Raw genomic sequence first — 17,039 nt, forward strand, 5'->3', positions numbered from 1 at the left:
CTCACACCCCGGTGCCCGGTTCGCGGTCGGCGGCACAAGTGCGGGACCATGGAGGGGTGAGCAGCACCGACCACTCCCCCCAGGCGCCGCGGGCTTCCCAGACGCCGCAGGCTTCCCAGGCGTCCCAGCAGGATGTCCCCGTCAAGCCCGTCATCAGCGCCGCCGCGGCCAAGCGCGCCAACGCCTCCGTGATCGGCATGATCATGGCCCTCGCGGTCAGCGTCCTCGCGTTCGTGCCCATCGTGCTGCTCAATGTTGCGCCCACGACGGACGGCTACCGGCCCGCCGTCGACGTCGCCGCCGTCGCCCGCAACGCCGCCCCCGTGGCCGGGTTCGAGCCAGTGGCGCCGGCCCTGCCCGAGGGCTACTCCCCCAACTACGCCCGCTGGAACGCCGCGGGCGCGGACGGCGTCGCCCACTGGGACGTCGGGTGGATGACACCGGAGAAGCAGTTCGTCTCGCTCGTCCAGACTGCGACCGCGAACCCCACGTGGCTCCTGACCCAGGTGAAGCAGGCCCCCGTGACCGGCACCCGGGCGGTCGGCGGCGTGGAGTGGACGCTCTACGACAAGCCCGGGATCGAGAGGAGCCTCGTGGGCCAGGTCGACGGCACGACGGTGGTCCTCAGCGGCTCTGCCGGCTTCGCGGAGCTCGACGTCCTCGCCGAGGCCGTCGTCACATCGGCCGCCGGCTGAGGCCATGCTCCTCCGGGCCGGGCTAGAGTGGCCCCCGTGCCCGAGACTCTCACCCCCGCCCAGGCTTGGCGCGCCCTGCGCGACGGCAATCAGCGCTTCGTGGACGGAACGACCAGCCACCCCAATCAGGACGCCGCGCGCCGCGACGAGCTGGTCTACGCCCAGAACCCCTTCTGCGTCATCTTCGGCTGCTCCGACTCGCGCCTCGCGGCAGAGATCATCTTCGACCTCGGGCTCGGCGACGCCTTCGTGGTGCGCTCGGCCGGACAGGTCATCGACGAGGCCGTCCTCGGCTCCCTCGAGTACGCGATCGACCCGCTCGGCGTCCCGCTCATTGTGATCCTCGGCCACGACTCGTGCGGCGCCGTCGCGGCGACGGTCGGCGCGTACGAGACCGGCAAGATGCCCACCGGCTTCGTCCGGGACCTCGTCGAACGGATCATGCCCTCCGTCATCACGGCGCAGCGCAACGGCGTGACCGACGTCAACACCACCGTCGTCGAGCACGTGAAGCAGACCGGCAAGCGGCTCCTCGAGACCTCCCAGGTCATTGCGGCGGCCGTCAACGAGGGCCGCACTGCCGTCCTCGGCGTGTGCTACCGCCTCAAGGAGGGCAAGGCCGAGCTCGTCTCAGGCTTCGGCGACGTCTGACGGCGGCCGCCTGAGTCGGGCGTCCGCCCCCGCGTCTGCAGGGTCGGTGATCTCCGTCGCACGCCGGCCGTGGCCGACCCGCGCGGGACTATTCTGGGTCGCATGACTGACTCTGCAGTGCAGGCCCCTGCCTCCGACTACCGCATCGAGCACGACACGATGGGCGAGGTGCGCGTCCCCGCGTCGGCGCTCTACCGCGCCCAGACCCAGCGCGCCGTCGAGAACTTCCCGATCTCGGGCAAGACCCTCGAGCGCAAGCACATCGAGGCGCTCGCGCGCGTCAAGAAGGCCGCCGCCCTCGCCAACGCCGAGCTGGGGGTGCTCGACGACGAGCGCGCCCAGGCGATCGCGGCCGCCGCCGACCGCGTCGCGTCCGGCGAGTTCGACGCGCACTTCCCGATCGACGTGTTCCAGACCGGCTCCGGCACGTCGAGCAACATGAACACGAACGAGGTCATCGCCGAGCTCGCGAGCCGCGCCCTCGAGGACGCCGGCAGCACCACGACGGTCCACCCCAACGACCACGTCAACGCCTCGCAGTCCTCGAACGACGTCTTCCCGACCTCAGTGCACGTCGCCGCCACGGACGCCCTCCTGAACGACCTCGTGCCCGCCCTCGAGTACCTCGCAGCCTCGCTCGAGCGCAAGGCCGAGGAGTTCAAGGACGTCGTGAAGTCCGGCCGCACGCACCTCATGGACGCGACCCCTGTGACGCTCGGCCAGGAGTTCGGCGGCTACGCCGCGCAGGTGCGCTACGGCGTCGAGCGCATCCACGCCTCCCTGCCGCGCGTGGCCGAGGTACCACTCGGCGGCACGGCCGTCGGCACGGGCATCAACACCCCGGCCGGTTTCCCGCAGCGCGTCATCGAGCTCCTCGCCGCGGACTCGAAGCTGCCCATCACCGAGGCGCGCGACCACTTCGAGGCTCAGGCCAACCGCGACGGCCTCATCGAGGCCTCGGGCCAGCTGCGCAACATCGCGTACTCGTTCATGAAGATCAACAACGACCTCCGCTGGATGGGCTCGGGCCCGAACACGGGCCTCGGCGAGATTGCGATCCCGGACCTCCAGCCGGGCTCCTCGATCATGCCGGGCAAGGTCAACCCGGTCATCTGCGAGGCCGCGATCATGGTCGCGGCCCAGGTGATCGGCAACGACACGACCATCGCCCTGTCCTCGACGAACGGCGCCTTCGAGCTCAACGTCGGCATCCCGGTCATGGCCGCGAACCTGCTCGAGTCGATCCGCCTGCTCGCGAACACCTCGCGCGTCATGGCGGACAAGATGATCGACGGCATCACCGCCAACGTCGACCGCGCCCGCTTCCTCGCCGAGGCCTCGCCCTCGATCGTGACGCCGCTCAACAAGCACATCGGCTACGAGAACGCGGCCAAGATTGCCAAGACCGCCGTCAAGGAGGGCCTGACCATCCGCCAGGCCACCGAGAAGCTCGGCTTCGTCGGCGAGGGCGAGGGCAAGGTCTCGGAGGCTGAGCTCGACAAGGCCCTCGACGTCACGACGATGACGGGCCCGGCCAAGGCCTGACCCTCCCCCCACAATCGGGGGTCACCTCCCTGCGTTGCGGGGTCACCTCCCTGCGTTGCGGGGTCACCTCCCAGCGTTGCGGGGTCACCGCGGCGAGCACGACGGCGGCCGCGTCCTCACGCACGAGGCCGCGGCCGCCGTCGTCCTCCCCTAGGCTGGGACCATGCCGGTTCCCGACTTCATCCTGGCCCTCCGCGACAAGATCGGCGGCCATCCCCTGTGGCTCCCCGGGGTCAAGGCCGTCGTGACGGACGACGACGGGCGGCTGCTCCTCGTGCGGCGGGCCGACAACGGCCGGTGGACGGTCCCTGCCGGCATCGTCGAGCCTGGCGAGGAGCCGGCCGCCACGGCGGTGCGCGAGGTGCTCGAGGAGACTGGCGTCGCCGTCGAGGTCACGCATGTGGCCGGAGTCGGGACGACCGCGCCCGTCGTGTACCCGAACGGCGACCACGCGCAGTACCTCGACGTGGTGATGGGATGCCGCTACGTCTCCGGCGAGGCGCGGGTCGCCGATGACGAGAACCTCGAGGTCAGCTGGTTCTCGCCAGACGAACTTCCGGACCTCCCGCCGCTGCATCGCCGCGCGATCGAATGGTCGCGTGATCCTGCAGGGCGCACCCACTTCGTGGAGCCCGTCAACTGACCCCGCAACGCTGAAACGTGACCCCGCAGCGCTGAAACGTGACCCCGCAACGCTGACACGTGACCCCGCATCGCAGGGGGAGGTGTCGCGGGTGGCTCAGGCTGGGAGCAGGAGCGCGAGCGCGGCCCCCGCGAGCATGAACGGGCCGAAGGGGATCGCGGACTTCGCGGTCCCCCGCCGGGCCACGATGATCGCGATCCCGTAGACGCCACCGAGGATGAACGCCGCCGCCGTGCCCCAGAAGAGGTGGCTCCAGCTCAGGAAGCCGAGGTAGAGGCCCAGCACGCCGGCCAGCTTGACGTCCCCGAACCCCATCCCCGCCGGATACACGACCCGCAGGACGAAGTACACGACCCACAGGAGCGCCCCGCCGCCGGCGACCCGGAGGAGCCCCGCCAGCTCGAACGCGCCCGAGCCGATGGCCGCGGCGACCGCCAGCGGGACGCCGGCCCAGTAGCTCGGCAGCACGATCCGGTTGGGCAGCAGGTGGCTGCGGATGTCGATGACAGCCAGTCGGGCGGCCATCCACGCGAAGTAGCACAGGCATGCCACGACGAGCCAGAACGCGAGGGGGCTCTCGAGCCAGAGCTCGGGGAGACGGTGGGTCATGCTCGGACCCTACCGGACCCACCGCCTGTCGCGGCAGCCACCACGGCATGCGCTAGCGTGGCGGGATGCTGACGCTCGACGACGTGTGGCCGCTCTTCAGGCTCCGGCTCGCCACCCCGAGGCTCGCCCTACGCCCGCTGCGCGACGAGGACCTCCCCGCCCTCGCCGAGGCCGCAGCCTCCGGGATCCACGACCCGGCGCGCACGCCCTTCGCGGCGCCGTGGACGGACGCGCCGGCCGGGGAGCTCGCCGCGAACACCGCCCGCTGGGTGTGGGGGCGCCGCTCGGAGCTGGCTGCAGACGCGTGGACGGTCCAATTCGGCGTCTTCGCGCACGACGGCGCGCTGCTCGGTGCGCAGGACGTCAGCGCCGCCCGCTTCACGGACCGCAGGACGATCGAGACCGGCTCCTGGCTGCGCCGCGACGCGCAGGGCCGAGGCTACGGGGCAGAGATGCGGGCGGCCGTCCTGCTGTGGGCGTTCGACTGCCTCGGAGCCGAGGTCGCCGAGACGGCGGCCTTCGACTGGAACGCGGCGTCGCTGGGCGTGAGCCGGAGGCTGGGGTACGGGCCCAACGGCGAGACGCGGCACGCGACCCGGCCCGGCGTCGTCGAACGCGAGCTCAAGCTCCGCCTGCTCGCGGAGGATTTCCGCCGCCCAGAGTGGGAGCTCGAAGTCGGCGGCGGCCCGGAGGCCGCCACCTTCCTCGGCATCCCCACGGCCGAGGGCTAGATCTCGGCGCCCTCGAGGAGCTCCGTGACGAGGGCCGCGATGGGCGAGCGCTCGGAGCGGGTCAGGGTCACGTGCCCGAAGAGCGGGTGGCCCTTGAGCGTCTCGACGACGGCCGCGATGCCGTCGTGCCGGCCCACCCGGAGGTTGTCCCGCTGGGCGACGTCGTGGGTCAGGACGATCTTCGAGTTCTGGCCCATGCGGCTCATGACCGTCAGGAGGACGTTCTTCTCGAGCGACTGCGCCTCGTCAACGATCACGAACGAGTCGTGCAGCGATCGGCCGCGGATGTGCGTCAGGGGCAGCACCTCGAGCATGCCGCGGTCCATGACCTCGTCGATGACGTCCGAGCCCACGAGCGCCCCGAGCGTGTCGAAGACCGCCTGCGCCCAGGGGTTCATCTTCTCGCTCTCGGAGCCGGGCAGGTAGCCGAGCTCCTGGCCGCCCACGGCGAACAGCGGCCTGAAGACGACGACCTTCTTGTGCTCGCGGCGCTCCATGACGGCCTCGAGCCCGGCGCACAGCGCGAGCGCCGACTTGCCGGTGCCGGCCTTGCCGCCGAGGGAGACGATCCCGACGCCGGGGTCCAGGAGCAGGTCGATCGCGAGCCGCTGCTCGGCGGACCGGCCGTGCAGCCCAAACACGTCCCGGTCACCCCTGACGAGCCGGACCTGCTTGTCCGCCCCGACCCGGCCGAGGGCGGAGCCCCGCGGCGACAGGATCACGAGGCCCGTGTTGACGGGCATCTCGGCGGCCGCCGGGATGAAGACCGGCTCGTGCCCGTAGAGCGCGGAGACCTCCTCCTCGCCCGCGTCGACCTCGGCGACGCCGGTCCAGCCCGAGTCCTTGACGAGCTCGTTGCGGTACTCGTCCGCGTCGAGGCCCATGGCCGAGGCCTTGACGCGCATCGGCAGGTCCTTCGACACGAGCGTGACCGTGCGGCCCTCGTTGGCGAGGTTCTGCGCGACGGCCAGGATCCGCGCGTCGTTGTCGCCGCTGCGGAACCCCGCGGGCAGGACGTCCGCCGAGATGTGGTTGAGCTCGACGACGAGCGTCCCACCGTCGGCACCCAGCGGCACGGGCCGGTTGAGGCTCCCGTGCTGCAGGCGCAGCTCGTCGAGCAGGCGCAGCGCCTTGCGGGCGAAGTAGCCGAGCTCAGGATCGTGCCGCTTGCCCTCGAGCTCGGTGATCACGACGACGGGGACTACCACCTCGTGCTCGGCGAAGCGCAGGAGCGCGCGGGGATCGGACAGCAGGACGGACGTGTCCAGGACGTAGCTCACGCGGACGCCGCTGCTGTGGGTGCTGCGCGGTGTGGGCTGCCCGGAGACGGAATGACCGGCCTCCGCTGCGGTCCGCGCGGTGCCGGTCATGGGGCTCTCGGTCGTGGTGGCCGTGTGGCCTGAGGCGCCCCCTCGCGCCTGCGGCGCCGTTCCTCCGGCCAGTACTTCAGTGCTCGTCACGTCGACTCCAGCCCCCGGGCCAGGCCCGGTCAGTTCTCCTCGAGGACCGGATCGGCCGCGAGGCCGTGCCGGCCTCGGCGGAACTGCTGCGCAGCGTCCATGTACGGCCTCCCCGTCGGTGGGCGGGTGCCCTCCGATGCGGCCACAGTACGCCCGGGGGCGTGACGCGGGCGTGAACTGGAGGGGAGTGTCCCGTGAACCGGGGGTTTGTGACGTCAGGCCCCGAAGCGGCGCTGCCGGCCGGCGTAGTCGCGCAGGGCGCGCAGGAAATCGACCTTGCGGAAGGCGGGCCAGAGTGCCTCGCAGAAGTAGAACTCGCTGTAGGCGCTCTGCCACATGAGGAAGCCGGAGAGCCGCTGCTCGCCGGAGGTGCGGATCACAAGGTCGGGATCGGGCTGGCCCGCCGTGTAGAGGAAGCGGGAGATGTCCTCGACGTCGAGCCGCGCGGCGAGGGCCTCCATGTCCTCGCCGTTCGCGGCGGCCTCGCGCAGGAGCAGCCGGACGGCGTCGACGATCTCGCGCCGGCCGCCGTAGCCGACGGCGACGTTGACGTGCAGCGGCTCCGAGGGGCTGGGCTTGGCAGTGAGCCGGTCGAGCCGCTCGGCGAGATGGTCCGGGAGCAGCTCGGGGGCGCCCATCGCGTGGACGGAGACCGTGGGGTCCTCGTCGAGCCGGTCGAGCGTCTCGGCGATGATCGCCGTGAGCTCGGAGAGCTCGTCGCTCGAGCGGCTCATGTTGTCGGTCGAGAGCATGTACAGGGTCACGACCCGCACGCCGAGCTCGCGGCACCAGCCGAGGAACTCGTGGATCTTGTCAGCCCCGGCGCGGTGGCCCTGGCTCGTGGGGGCGTTGAACTGGCGGGCCCAGCGGCGGTTGCCGTCGACCATGACGCCGATGTGCCCGGGGATGCTGTCCCGGCTGAGCGAGCGCTGGAGCCGCCGCTCGTAGTAGCCGTAGAGGAATCCGGGCAGTTCCATGCCCCTCCCGCCCGTAGGAATCCGCGCCCTGGCCGGGCGTGCCAATGTCGCTCCTAAGGCTACCGCAGCGCCCCAGCCCCCTTCGGCCGTTGCTACCCGCGGGTACGGTAGACTGGTCCGCCATGCAGCCCCCTCTCGAGACCCGGGCCGAGCTCCTGGCCCTCAAGCCATCGTGGCGCGGCTGGCTCCATGCGGCCATGGCGCCCCTCGCCCTCGCGGCGGGCATCGTCCTCGTCGCCTTCGCGCCCGGGCCCACGAAGGCCGCGTGCGCGGTCTACGCCGTGACCGGCCTGCTGCTCTTCGCCGTGAGCGCCCTGTACCACCGCGGCACGTGGTCCCCGCGGGTCCGGGCCGTGCTCAAGCGCCTCGACCACGCCAACATCATGCTCGTGATCGCGGGGACGTACACGCCCCTCACGACGGTGCTCCTCCCCGGCCCGGCGGGCGCGGCCCTCCTGACGGCCGTGTGGGCGGGCGCGCTGCTCGGGGTCGCCTTCCGCGTCCTCTGGCACGGGGCGCCGCGCTGGCTGTACGTCCCGGCGTACGTCGTGCTCGGCTGCGCGGCGCTGCTCTTCCTGCCGCAGTTCTTCACCGCGAGCGTCCCGGCCGCCGTACTCATCTGCGCAGGCGGGGCGCTCTACATCGCCGGGGCCGTGTCCTACGGCATCCGCCGCCCCAACCCCAGCTACCACCACTTCGGCTTCCACGAGGTCTTCCACGCGTTCACCGTGGCCGGGTACGCGACCCACTTCGTGGCAATCGCCCTCGCCGTGCTCGGCACGCCGGCGGGCTGACCGGTCCGCGCCCGTGGGGCCCGGGACTACGTCCGCTGCTCCCCCGCGAGCTGCGCCTCGAGCGCCTCGGGCGTCGCCACGGGCAGACGGCACGCGAAGCCGCGGCACACGTAGGCGAGCGGTCCGCCGTCGGGCGCCGCGGGGCGATGCGCGAGCAGGGGCACGACGGCGTGCGGCGCGCCTCCGGGACGGTCTCCTCCGGGACCGGCCTCGGGGACCCCGAGCGCGACGACGAGCCCGGGGCTCGGGGACAGGAGCGCCGCGCGGTGCAGCCCGAGCGTCTCCGCCGCCCGGGCCCCCTCCAGCGGGCCCACGACGGCCGCCTCGAGCGGCCCCGCCACGGCGGCCTCCGCGACGGCCAGGAACCAGCCGGCGACGCGCGGGGACTGGCCGACGAGCCCCGGCAGGCCAGAGAGGAGGGCCCGGGCGGCGGCGCGGTCCTCCGCCGAGCCGGTGTACGCCGCGCGGCCCAGGAGCGCTCCGGCGAGCAGGGACGTCCCGCTCGGAGCCTCGTTGTCCGTCGCGTCGAGCATCCGGGCGCCGTTGAGCGCCGCAGCGCTTCCGGCGGGTCCGTCCGCGGCGGCGACGTCGGAGAGCAGCCCGTCGGCGATGAACCGCGCGCGGGCGGCGGCGAGGAGCTCCCCCGCCCACGAGAACCAGCGCTCCTCGCCGGTCGCGGCGTACAGGGCGAGCGCCCCCTCGGCGCACCCCGCGTAGTCCGCGAGGAGGCCCTCGACGCCCGCGGGCTCGCCGTCGTGCGTGACGCGCGCGAGGCGGGTGCCGTCCCAGTGCGCGTCCGCGAGCAGGTGCGCGGCGCGGCGGGCCTCCACGAGGAGGTCCGGCCGGTCGAGGACCACGGCGGTGTCCGCGAGCGCCGCGACCGCGAGGCCGTTCCAGCCGGCCACGGCCTTGTCGTCGCGCGACGGCGCGGCCCGCCGGGCCCGGGCCGCGAGCAGCGCGGCGCGGTGCCGCTCGAGCAGCCCCCGCTCCTCGGCGCCGAGCTCACGCCCGGCGTGCAGGGGGCCGCCGTAGGGCTCGTGCCCGTGCCCGGCGCCGTGCTGCCCGGCGCCGTGCTGTCCCGCGCCGTGCTGGCCCGCCCCGTCCGCGGCGACACCGAACATCCGGGCCAGCCGCGCGCCGTCATCCGCGCCCGCCGCCTCGGCGAGCTCGGCCTCGGTCCAGACGTAGTAGCCGCCCTCGACGTGGGCGCCGTCCCGCTCGGAGTCGGCGTCGAGCGAGGAGGCGAGGCCGCCGCCCGGGAGCCCGAGCTCGCGCACGAGCCAGTCCGCCGTGAGCGCCGCGGCATCGCGCGCCTCGGCCTCGGGGAACTCCGGGGACCCGCCGAGCCGCGCCCAGTGCGCGAGGGCGCGCAGGAGCTGGGCGTTGTCGTAGAGCATCTTCTCGTAGTGCGGGAGGGACCAGTCCGCCGTGACGGAGTACCGCGCGAAACCGCCGCCGAGCGCGTCGAAGAGCGCCGAGCGGCACATCGCGGCGAGCGTGCGCCCGGCAAGCGCGCGGGCCGCCGCGGCCGTCGGGGAGCCGCCGGCCGCGTGCCGGACGAGGAACTCGAGAACGGGCGAGGGCGGGAACTTCGGCGCGGCGCCGAACCCGCCGTGGGTGCCGTCCTCCGCCCGTCCGAGGCCCACGACCGCGGCGGTCGCGAGCGCAGCGAGCTGGGCGTCGTCGGGGCCGCCACCGGCCTCGTCGAGGCGCAGGAGCTGGGCGGAGAAGATCCCGCCGAGGCCTTCGGCGAGGCCCGCCGCCTGGCGCTCGACGGCGCCGCGGCGTTCGCGCCAGGCCTCGCCGACCGCCTCGAGCACCTGCCGGAAGCTCGGCCGGCCCGGATGCGGGCGCGGCGGGAAGTAGGTTCCGGCGTAGAACGCGCGGCCGTCCGGGAGCGCGAAGATGCTCAGGGGCCAGCCGCCCTCCCCCGTCGTGGCCTGGCACGCGGCCATGTACGCGGTGTCGACATCGGGGCGCTCCTCGCGGTCGACCTTGACGCTCACGAATCCCGCGTTGAGCACCTCGGCCGTGGCCGGGTCCTCGAAGGACTCGTGGGCCATGACGTGGCACCAGTGGCAGGCCGCGTAGCCGATCGAGATGAAGACCGGCACGTCGCGCCGGGCGGCCTCGGCGAACGCCTCGTCGCCGAAGGGCTGCCAGTGGACTGGGTTGTCGGCGTGCTGGCGCAGGTAGGCGGAGGCCTGTCCGGCGAGGCGGTTCGTCATAGTCCGAGTCTGCACCTCAGGCACGGGCCGGCGCGAACACGTCCGGTGACACACCCGGCGGCCGGTGCGGGCACGCCCCGCACGTGGTCCTAGCCGGCGGAGGGCGAGTGGCCGCCGTCGGCCTCCTCCCCCTCGCTGCTGTCCGCGCCGCGCCGCGCCGCCCCGCGCTGCTCCTCGACCTGGGCCCGGTAGCGCACGCGGCGGAGGCGGCGCACCATGTCGATGATGAGCAGCATGGTCAGGACGACGACGAACGCCGTGAGCAGGAAGCCCCACGTCCCGGGGCTGATCTGGTCCTCCGTCACGCCCGGCCGCAGCGTCCCGTCGGGGGCAGGGGTGGACGTCAGGGCGATGAGGAGGTTGTGCACCGGTCTATCCTAGCCCGGCGCTAGCGCAGTCCGGCGAACAGGTCAGTCTCGGTCTCCCCCTCGGCCGGGGCGCCCACGGAGGAGGAGACGAGCGAATAGTCCTCCCAGGGCCATTCCCGCTGCCGCAGCTCGAGCGAGACGGCGAAGAACCAGCCGTCCGGGTCGATCTGCGTCGCGTGGGCCAGGAGGGCCCGGTCCCGGACGCCGAAGTGCTCGGCGCACTCGACCTGGGTCGTCACGGGGTGGCGCGAGCGCCACGGCTGGTGCCCCTCGGCGTCGTTCTCCGCCTCGCGCGCGATCCAATCCGCGTACGGGGATTCGAGACCCGCCGCGGCGAGCGCGTCGTGGATCCTGCGCACTCGCTCCGGGTTGAACGGGACGTCGTAGTACAGCTTGGCCGGCTCCCACGGCTCGCCCGTGCCGGGGTACGCGTCCGGCTTGGCCGCGGCGTGGAACGCCTCGACGGCGACGCGATGCGCCATGATGTGGTCGGGGTGCGGGTAGCCGCCGTTCTCGTCGTAGGCGACGACGACGTGCGGCCGGAACTCGCGCATGAGCCGCACGAGCGGGGCCGCGGCCTGCTCGAGCGGGAGCGTCGCGAAGGAGCCCCACGGCAGGGTCGGGAGCGGGTCCCCCTCGGGCAGGCCCGAGTCGGTGAAGCCGAGCCAGCGGTGCTGGACGCCGATGATGCGCTGCGCCTCCGCCATCTCCAGGCGCCGGGCCCCGGCCATATCCCGGGACGGATGCGGGGCGTCGACGAGGTGGGGGTTCTGCACGTCCCCCCGCGAGCCGTCAGTGCAGGAGACGACCATGACCTCGTGGCCCTCGGCGAGGTACTTGGCCATCATGGGCGCGCCCTTGCTCGATTCGTCGTCGGGGTGGGCGTGGACGGCCAGGAGCCGCAGGGGTCCGGGGTTCTCTCGCACGCCTCCTAGAATAGACGGGTGACCCAGAACCCTGCGCTCGCCGCGCGCTACGGAGCCCCGCGGCGAACCCTCTCCCGGAGGACGGCGCGGATCCTCATCGTCCTGGGCCTGCTCGCGGGCATCGCGGTCGCGGTGTGGCTCGCCGCGGGCGTGAGCGCGCCGGGCGTGTCGTTCAAGGACGTCGGCTTCCGGACCGAGGGCGCCACGCGGGCGGAGATCGACTTCGAGGTCTCGAAGGACGCCTCCGCGACGGCGGTGTGCGCCATCAAGGCCCTCTCCGAGACCTACGCCGTCGTGGGCTGGAAGGAAGTCCGGATCGGCCCCGAGCCGGAGCGCAGCGGAACCGTCACGACGTCCCTGACCGTGCCCCTGCGCACCGAGAGCGCGGCCGTCTCCGCCGTCGTGGACTCCTGCTGGATCGCCGCCGGCTGAGCCGCGGTTCGGCGGAGGGCGAACGTGACACGCCAATCGCCCGGCTTGGGTTCGGACCCGGCGGTCACTAGAATGTACTAATACCCACTGCCCCGCCGGTGGCCAGAAGCGCTCCCGAGGCACCCGCCTCAGGGGGTGCGCGCAGGCCGCGGCGGGGTCTTTGCATGGAGACGCGACGAGGAGACGACATGTCCACCACTACCCACGGCGGCCCCTGGCTGACCCAGGAGGCGTACAACCGCCTCAAGGCGGAGCTGGACCACCTTTCGGGCGCCGGCCGCCATGAGATCGTCGAGAAGATCGAGGCCGCCCGTCAGGAGGGCGACCTGAAGGAGAACGGCGGCTACCACGCCGCCAAGGAGGAGCAGGGCAAGATCGAGGCCCGCATCCGCCAGCTGAGCGACCTCCTGCGCAACGCCCACGTGGGCGAGAAGCCCGCGGACGACGGCGTCGTGGAGCCCGGCATGCTCGTGGTCGCGAAGATCGCCGGCGAGGAGGAGAAGTTCCTCCTGGGCTCGCGCGAGATCGCGGACGGCTCGGACATCGACGTGTTCAGCGAGAAGTCCCCGCTCGGCGCCGCGATCGTGGGCCACAAGCAGGGCGACAAGCTCTCCTACACGGCCCCCAACGGCCGCGAGATCCCCGTCGAGATCATCTCGGCGACGCCGTACAACGGCTGACACCCCCGCCAACAACGCACCCGCGCCGGCACCCGCCGCGCGCACGACGGCGCCGTTCCCCGCCCCGGGGTGCGGCGCCGTCGTCGTGCGTGGGGTATCCCGCGGAGGCGACGGCGGGGTGGTACTCGTCAGGCGGCGGCGCGCTCCCGCGGGCGCAGCACGAGCGCCGCGACGACGCCTCCCGCGAGCCCGAAGACGTGAGCCTGCCACGAGATGCCCCGGCCCACGCTGGGCAGCACCCCGAGCAGTACGCCGCCGTAGGCGACGAACAGCACGACGGCGAGCAGGATCTGCCCCCAGCTGCGGTTGAAGAAGCCGCGGACGAGCAGGAAGCCGAAGAGGCCGAAGATCACCCCCGACGCGCCGACCGTGACGGAGGGGAAGCCGAAGAGGCTCCCGCCGAAGAGCCACACGCCCACACCCGAGGCGAGCCAGGACAGGGCCACGGCGGTGAGGAACTGTCGTAGCCCGGCGAGGAAGGCGAGGAAGCCGAAGACCACGAGCGGGAGCGTGTTGGCCACGAGGTGGTTCCAGTTCGTCGGGTCGTGCACGAGGGGGGACGTGAGGATGTCCGGCAGGCTCCCGAGGTCGCGGGGCCGGATCCCGAAGGTCCTGCTGAGGAAGCCGAGGGTGGCCATGTTCGCGACCTGGATCGCGTACAGGACCGCCGTCGCCGTGGCCATCGTGACGAGCCCCGCCCGCGCCCTGCCTGCCAGCCCTGCCTCCATGCCCCCTCCTTGTGCCGGCCCGACGTCAGACGTGGATCACGATGGGCTGGAAGCCCTCGGCGCGCAGTGCCCGCAGGACCTGCTCGCAGTGCTCGTGGCCCTTGGTCTCCATGTCGATGGTGATGGCCACGTCCCCCATACTGATCGAGCCACCGACGCGCGTGTGGTCCACGCCGGTGACGTTCGCGTCGTTCTCCGCGATGATGCGCGAGATCGTCGCGAGCGAGCCGGGACGGTCGTCGAGCATCATGCGGACGGTGAAGTAGCGGCCGGCGGCCGAGAGGCCGCGCTGGATGACCTTGAGCATGAGCATCGGGTCGATGTTTCCGCCCGAGAGGATGACGGCGGTCTTCTTCGCGTCGATGCCGAGCTCGGCGAGCTTGCCGTCCATGAGCGCGGCGACGCCGACGGCGCCCGCGGGCTCGACGACGAGCTTGGCCCGCTCGAGGAGGAAGATGAGGGCGCGCGCGAGCGAGTCCTCGCTCACCGTCACGACGTCGTCGACGAGCTCGCGGATGATGCTGAACGGGATCTGGCCCGGCAGGCCCACGGCGATGCCGTCCGCCATCGTCGCGACCTTCTGCAGCGGCACGAGGGCGTCGGCCGCGAGCGAGGGCGGGTACGCGGCGGCGTTCTCCGCCTGCACGCCGATGACGCGGATCTCGCGGCCGAGCTCGCGCGCCCGTGCCTTGACCGCCACGGCGACTCCGGCCAGGAGCCCGCCGCCGCCAACGCCCATGAGGATCGTGTCGACGTCGGGGATCTGCTCGAGGATCTCGAGGCCGAGGGTGCCCTGGCCCGCGACGACGTCCGCGTTGTCGAAGGGGTGGACGAAGACGGCTCCGGTCTCCTCCGCGTACTTCTTCGCCTCGGCGAGCGCCTCGTCGACGTTGTGCCCGTGCAGGACGACCTCGGCGCCGTGGCTGCGCGTGGCCTGGAGCTTCGGGAGGGCGACGCCCATGGGCATGTAGATCCGCGCGCGGATGCCGAGGCGCTTGGCGGCGACCGCGACGCCCTGGGCGTGGTTGCCCGCCGACGCGGCGACGACGCCGCGGGCCTTCTCTGCGTCGCTGAGGCGCGCCATGCGCACGTAGGCGCCGCGGACCTTGAACGAGCCCGCCCGCTGGAGGTTCTCGCACTTGAAGTACACCTCGCCGCCGACCAGCTGCCCGAGTGCCCTGGAGGTCTCGATCGGGGTCTTGGCGATAATGCCCTCGAGCAGCTCCTGTGCGGCGAGGACGTCGTCCAGCGTCACAGCGAGTGTCGAGAGGGCTTCCATGCTCATGGCTCCTAGGGTTCCTGGGGGGACTCCGGACCCGCCGGCGCGTCGAGTGCTGCCGCGGGCACCACTTCAGTGTCCCATGCCCGGGAGGCAATGTAGCGCACGGCGGCGTTCGCGACCGCGAGCGTGGGCACCGCGAAGAGCGCCCCGGGGATGCCGGCGAGGTACGATCCCGCCGCGACCGCGAGGATCACGGCCACGGGGTGGAGGGCGACCGCCCGGCCCATGACGAGCGGCTGGAGCACGTGGCTCTCCAGCTGCTGGACCGCGAGGACGATGATGAGCATGATGACGGCGGGGACGAGCCCCTTCGCGACGAGCGCGAGCAGGACGGCGACGGCGCCGCTCACGAGGGCCCCGACCACGGGGATGAAGGACGCGACGAAGACGAGGATGCCGAGCGGGATGACGAGCGGGACGCCCAGGATCGCGGCTCCCGCGGCGATGCCGACGGCGTCGACCGCCGCGACGAAGACTTGGACGCGGACGTAGTTCACGAGCGAGGCCCACCCGCTGCGGCCCGCGCCGTCGGCCGGGATGCGGGCCTGCGATGGCAGGAGCCGGACCAGGAAGGACCAGATCCGCTCCCCCTCGAGCAGGAAGAAGACGAGCACGAAGAGGGAGATGAGGGTGCCGGTGACGATATGCCCGGCGGAGCTGCCCACGCTCAGGACGCCGCTCACGAAGGTGCCCTGGTTCGTCGACAGGAAGTTCTGGGCGTCGCGGATGTAGCTGTCCAGCTCGCTCTCGGAGACCTGCAGCGGCCCGTCGGCGAGCCACTGCCGGATCTCGCCGAGGCCTGCGAGCGCCTGGTCCCAGAGCTCCCGGAAGCCGGCCGTGAGCTGCCGGCCCACGAGCGTCAGGAGGCCCGCGACGAGCGCGATGAAGCCGATCTCGGTGATCGCGACCCCAGCGCCTCTGGGGACCCCGACCCGGCGGAGCCACCCCACGGCCGGCAGGAGCAGGCCCGCGAGGAGGGCGGCAACCAGGACCGGGATCACGAGGAAGCTCAGCTGGGCGAGGGCCCAGACGACGGCGGCGGCGAGGACGATGACGATGCCCAGCCGCCAGGACCACGCCGCGGCGATCCGCAGGGCGAAGGGCAGGTCCGAGTCGGTGACGGGCCGGGAGGAGCGACGGCGCCGGGCGGCCTCCGCGGCCGCATGCCGGGAATGGCGGGCATGGTGGACGTCGACGGGGTCTGGGCCGGTGTGCTCCATGGCCCCATCCTGTCAGAGATCCGAGCCGATCCCCCAGCGGATCGAGGCCTCCCCGCCGGGCGCGAGCCAGCGCAGGCCCGCCCCGCTGTTGAAGGCGTTGGCGGGCGCGGTCATGGGCTCGAGGGCCACGGCCTTGAGACGCCCCGGGTAGCGGTCGCTGACGAACACGTGCACATACGGGCAGGCGTCGTCCTGCCACAGCCACACCGATCGCCCGTCGGGGGCCTTGAGCACGCTGCGCGCGCGGCCTCCCTCGAACGCGAGCCCCGTGTAGGCGGCATCAATGCCAAGGCCGCCGCCCAGGCCGCCCACGACGCGGCCGCCGCGCAGGTCCGCGTCCCCCGCGACGGGCTCAGAGGCCCGCGGGATGAGCCGGCCGTCCGCGACGAGTCGCGTCGACGCGGGCACCTGCAGCGCGAGCTCCTCCGTCGGGACGTCCCCGAGCCGGAGGTAGGGGTGCGCACCGAGGCCGAACGGGGCCTCGCGCGCCGAATCGTTGGCGAGGGTCTGGCGCACGCTGAGCCCGCCGTCGTCGTCCAGCGCGTACTCGACGCGGTGGCGGACGAGGAACGGGTAGCCGTGCTGCGGGAAGACCACGGCCTCGAGCGCCACCGAGCCCGCGGAGCGGTCCACCGCCTCGTAGCCCGTGTTGCGCAGGAGCCCGTGGCTCGCGTGGCCGCGCGACGGCTCGGTGATGTCGAGCTGCTGGACGGCCCCGTCGAGCGTCCAGCGGCCGTCCTCGATCCGGTTCGCCCAGGGCGCGAGCGTAATGCCCGCGGCGCCGGGCGGGAGGTCGGCGTCGCCGAAGGTCTCGACGAGGGCGACGCCGTTGCGCTCGTAGGAGCGGAGGGTCGCCGCGAGCTCGGTGACGACGGCGACCCCGCCGCCGCGGCGGAGCTCGTACTGGCGGCCGGTGGCGCAGGCGCGGGCGGTGGCGGACGTGGGGCTGGCGATCCGTGACGCGGCGGGGACGGACGAGGCGGTCATGAGGCCCACCGTAGCGGCAGGCAGGCCCCTGGGGACAGCCGGGGAAGGCGCGCACGACCCCTTCCCTTCTCCCGTCGGCGATG

The 17,039-nt window shown here is 73.0% G+C and carries 18 protein-coding genes; 8 read left to right on the plus strand and 10 right to left on the minus strand.

Annotated features, from left to right (window positions below; all coding sequences use genetic code 11):
• The first annotated feature begins 56 nt into the window (after nt 1-56).
• The 4 genes from BV907_RS13685 to BV907_RS13700 all read left to right on the plus strand — a co-directional run bounded on the left by BV907_RS13685 (nt 57) and on the right by BV907_RS13700 (nt 3,534).
• Nucleotides 57-695, plus strand: a complete 639-nt coding sequence (locus BV907_RS13685) for a DUF4245 domain-containing protein (protein ID WP_245827983.1) — start codon at nt 57-59, stop codon at nt 693-695.
• Between the two features lie 36 nt (nt 696-731).
• The gene (locus tag BV907_RS13690; protein WP_077490300.1) at nt 732-1,346 is read left to right on the plus strand and encodes a carbonic anhydrase; all 615 of its coding nucleotides are present in this window, start codon (nt 732-734) and stop codon (nt 1,344-1,346) included.
• A 102-nt stretch (nt 1,347-1,448) separates the two neighbouring features.
• Entirely contained in the window at nt 1,449-2,891 is a 1,443-nt protein-coding gene (locus tag BV907_RS13695) for a class II fumarate hydratase (protein WP_077490301.1), read from the plus strand.
• A 163-nt stretch (nt 2,892-3,054) separates the two neighbouring features.
• Nucleotides 3,055-3,534, plus strand: a complete 480-nt coding sequence (locus BV907_RS13700; RefSeq protein ID WP_077490302.1) for an NUDIX hydrolase — start codon at nt 3,055-3,057, stop codon at nt 3,532-3,534.
• 96 nt (nt 3,535-3,630) lie between these two features.
• Here BV907_RS13700 and BV907_RS13705 read toward each other — a convergent pair whose 3' ends face one another.
• Nucleotides 3,631-4,143, minus strand: coding sequence for a prepilin peptidase (locus BV907_RS13705; RefSeq protein ID WP_077490303.1), 513 nt, complete (start codon nt 4,141-4,143; stop codon nt 3,631-3,633).
• A gap of 65 nt (nt 4,144-4,208) precedes the next feature.
• On the opposite strand from BV907_RS13705, the gene BV907_RS13710 reads away from it, so the two are divergent.
• The gene (locus BV907_RS13710; RefSeq protein WP_077490304.1) at nt 4,209-4,874 is read left to right on the plus strand and encodes a GNAT family N-acetyltransferase; all 666 of its coding nucleotides are present in this window, start codon (nt 4,209-4,211) and stop codon (nt 4,872-4,874) included.
• Here the strand turns inward: BV907_RS13710 and phoH2 are convergent.
• A complete protein-coding gene (phoH2, locus tag BV907_RS13715; protein ID WP_077490305.1) occupies nt 4,871-6,244 on the minus strand; it encodes an RNA 5'-3' helicase PhoH2 in 1,374 nt (457 codons plus the stop codon). The genes BV907_RS13710 and phoH2 overlap by 4 nt on opposite strands.
• 305 nt (nt 6,245-6,549) lie before the next feature.
• Nucleotides 6,550-7,311 (minus strand): isoprenyl transferase, encoded by a 762-nt coding sequence (locus BV907_RS13720; RefSeq protein WP_077490306.1) that lies wholly within the window; start codon nt 7,309-7,311, stop codon nt 6,550-6,552.
• A gap of 122 nt (nt 7,312-7,433) precedes the next feature.
• On the opposite strand from BV907_RS13720, the gene trhA reads away from it, so the two are divergent.
• A complete protein-coding gene (gene trhA / locus BV907_RS13725; protein WP_077490307.1) occupies nt 7,434-8,105 on the plus strand; it encodes a PAQR family membrane homeostasis protein TrhA in 672 nt (223 codons plus the stop codon).
• Between the two features lie 26 nt (nt 8,106-8,131).
• On the opposite strand, the gene BV907_RS13730 is transcribed toward trhA, so the two are convergent.
• The 3 genes from BV907_RS13730 to mca form a co-directional block, all read right to left on the minus strand.
• Nucleotides 8,132-10,333, minus strand: coding sequence for a thioredoxin domain-containing protein (locus tag BV907_RS13730; RefSeq protein WP_077490308.1), 2,202 nt, complete (start codon nt 10,331-10,333; stop codon nt 8,132-8,134).
• Between the two features lie 89 nt (nt 10,334-10,422).
• On the minus strand, nt 10,423-10,701 hold the full coding sequence (locus BV907_RS13735; protein ID WP_077490309.1) for a hypothetical protein: 279 nt from the start codon (nt 10,699-10,701) through the stop codon (nt 10,423-10,425).
• 20 nt (nt 10,702-10,721) lie between these two features.
• Nucleotides 10,722-11,627 (minus strand): mycothiol conjugate amidase Mca, encoded by a 906-nt coding sequence (gene mca, locus BV907_RS13740; protein ID WP_077490310.1) that lies wholly within the window; start codon nt 11,625-11,627, stop codon nt 10,722-10,724.
• An 18-nt stretch (nt 11,628-11,645) separates the two neighbouring features.
• On the opposite strand from mca, the gene BV907_RS13745 reads away from it, so the two are divergent.
• Nucleotides 11,646-12,059, plus strand: a complete 414-nt coding sequence (locus BV907_RS13745) for a DUF4307 domain-containing protein (RefSeq protein WP_077490311.1) — start codon at nt 11,646-11,648, stop codon at nt 12,057-12,059.
• 188 nt (nt 12,060-12,247) lie between these two features.
• On the plus strand, nt 12,248-12,739 hold the full coding sequence (gene greA, locus BV907_RS13750) for a transcription elongation factor GreA (protein ID WP_077490312.1): 492 nt from the start codon (nt 12,248-12,250) through the stop codon (nt 12,737-12,739).
• A gap of 128 nt (nt 12,740-12,867) precedes the next feature.
• On the opposite strand, the gene BV907_RS13755 is transcribed toward greA, so the two are convergent.
• From BV907_RS13755 to BV907_RS13770, 4 genes are read right to left on the minus strand one after another with little or no spacing between them, the layout of a single operon-like run.
• Nucleotides 12,868-13,467, minus strand: coding sequence for a rhomboid family intramembrane serine protease (locus tag BV907_RS13755; protein WP_077490313.1), 600 nt, complete (start codon nt 13,465-13,467; stop codon nt 12,868-12,870).
• A gap of 25 nt (nt 13,468-13,492) precedes the next feature.
• Nucleotides 13,493-14,746 carry a threonine ammonia-lyase gene (gene ilvA / locus BV907_RS13760; RefSeq protein ID WP_077490314.1) on the minus strand — a complete coding sequence of 418 codons (1,254 nt, stop codon included), beginning with the start codon at nt 14,744-14,746 and terminating at the stop codon, nt 13,493-13,495.
• A gap of 11 nt (nt 14,747-14,757) precedes the next feature.
• On the minus strand, nt 14,758-15,969 hold the full coding sequence (locus tag BV907_RS13765) for an AI-2E family transporter (protein WP_077490315.1): 1,212 nt from the start codon (nt 15,967-15,969) through the stop codon (nt 14,758-14,760).
• A 12-nt stretch (nt 15,970-15,981) separates the two neighbouring features.
• On the minus strand, nt 15,982-16,956 hold the full coding sequence (locus tag BV907_RS13770; RefSeq protein ID WP_077490464.1) for an aldose 1-epimerase family protein: 975 nt from the start codon (nt 16,954-16,956) through the stop codon (nt 15,982-15,984).
• Between the last annotated feature and the right edge of the window lie 83 nt (nt 16,957-17,039).

The sequence above is a fragment of the Sinomonas mesophila genome, from assembly GCF_001999765.1.
Lineage (GTDB): Bacteria > Actinomycetota > Actinomycetes > Actinomycetales > Micrococcaceae > Sinomonas > Sinomonas mesophila.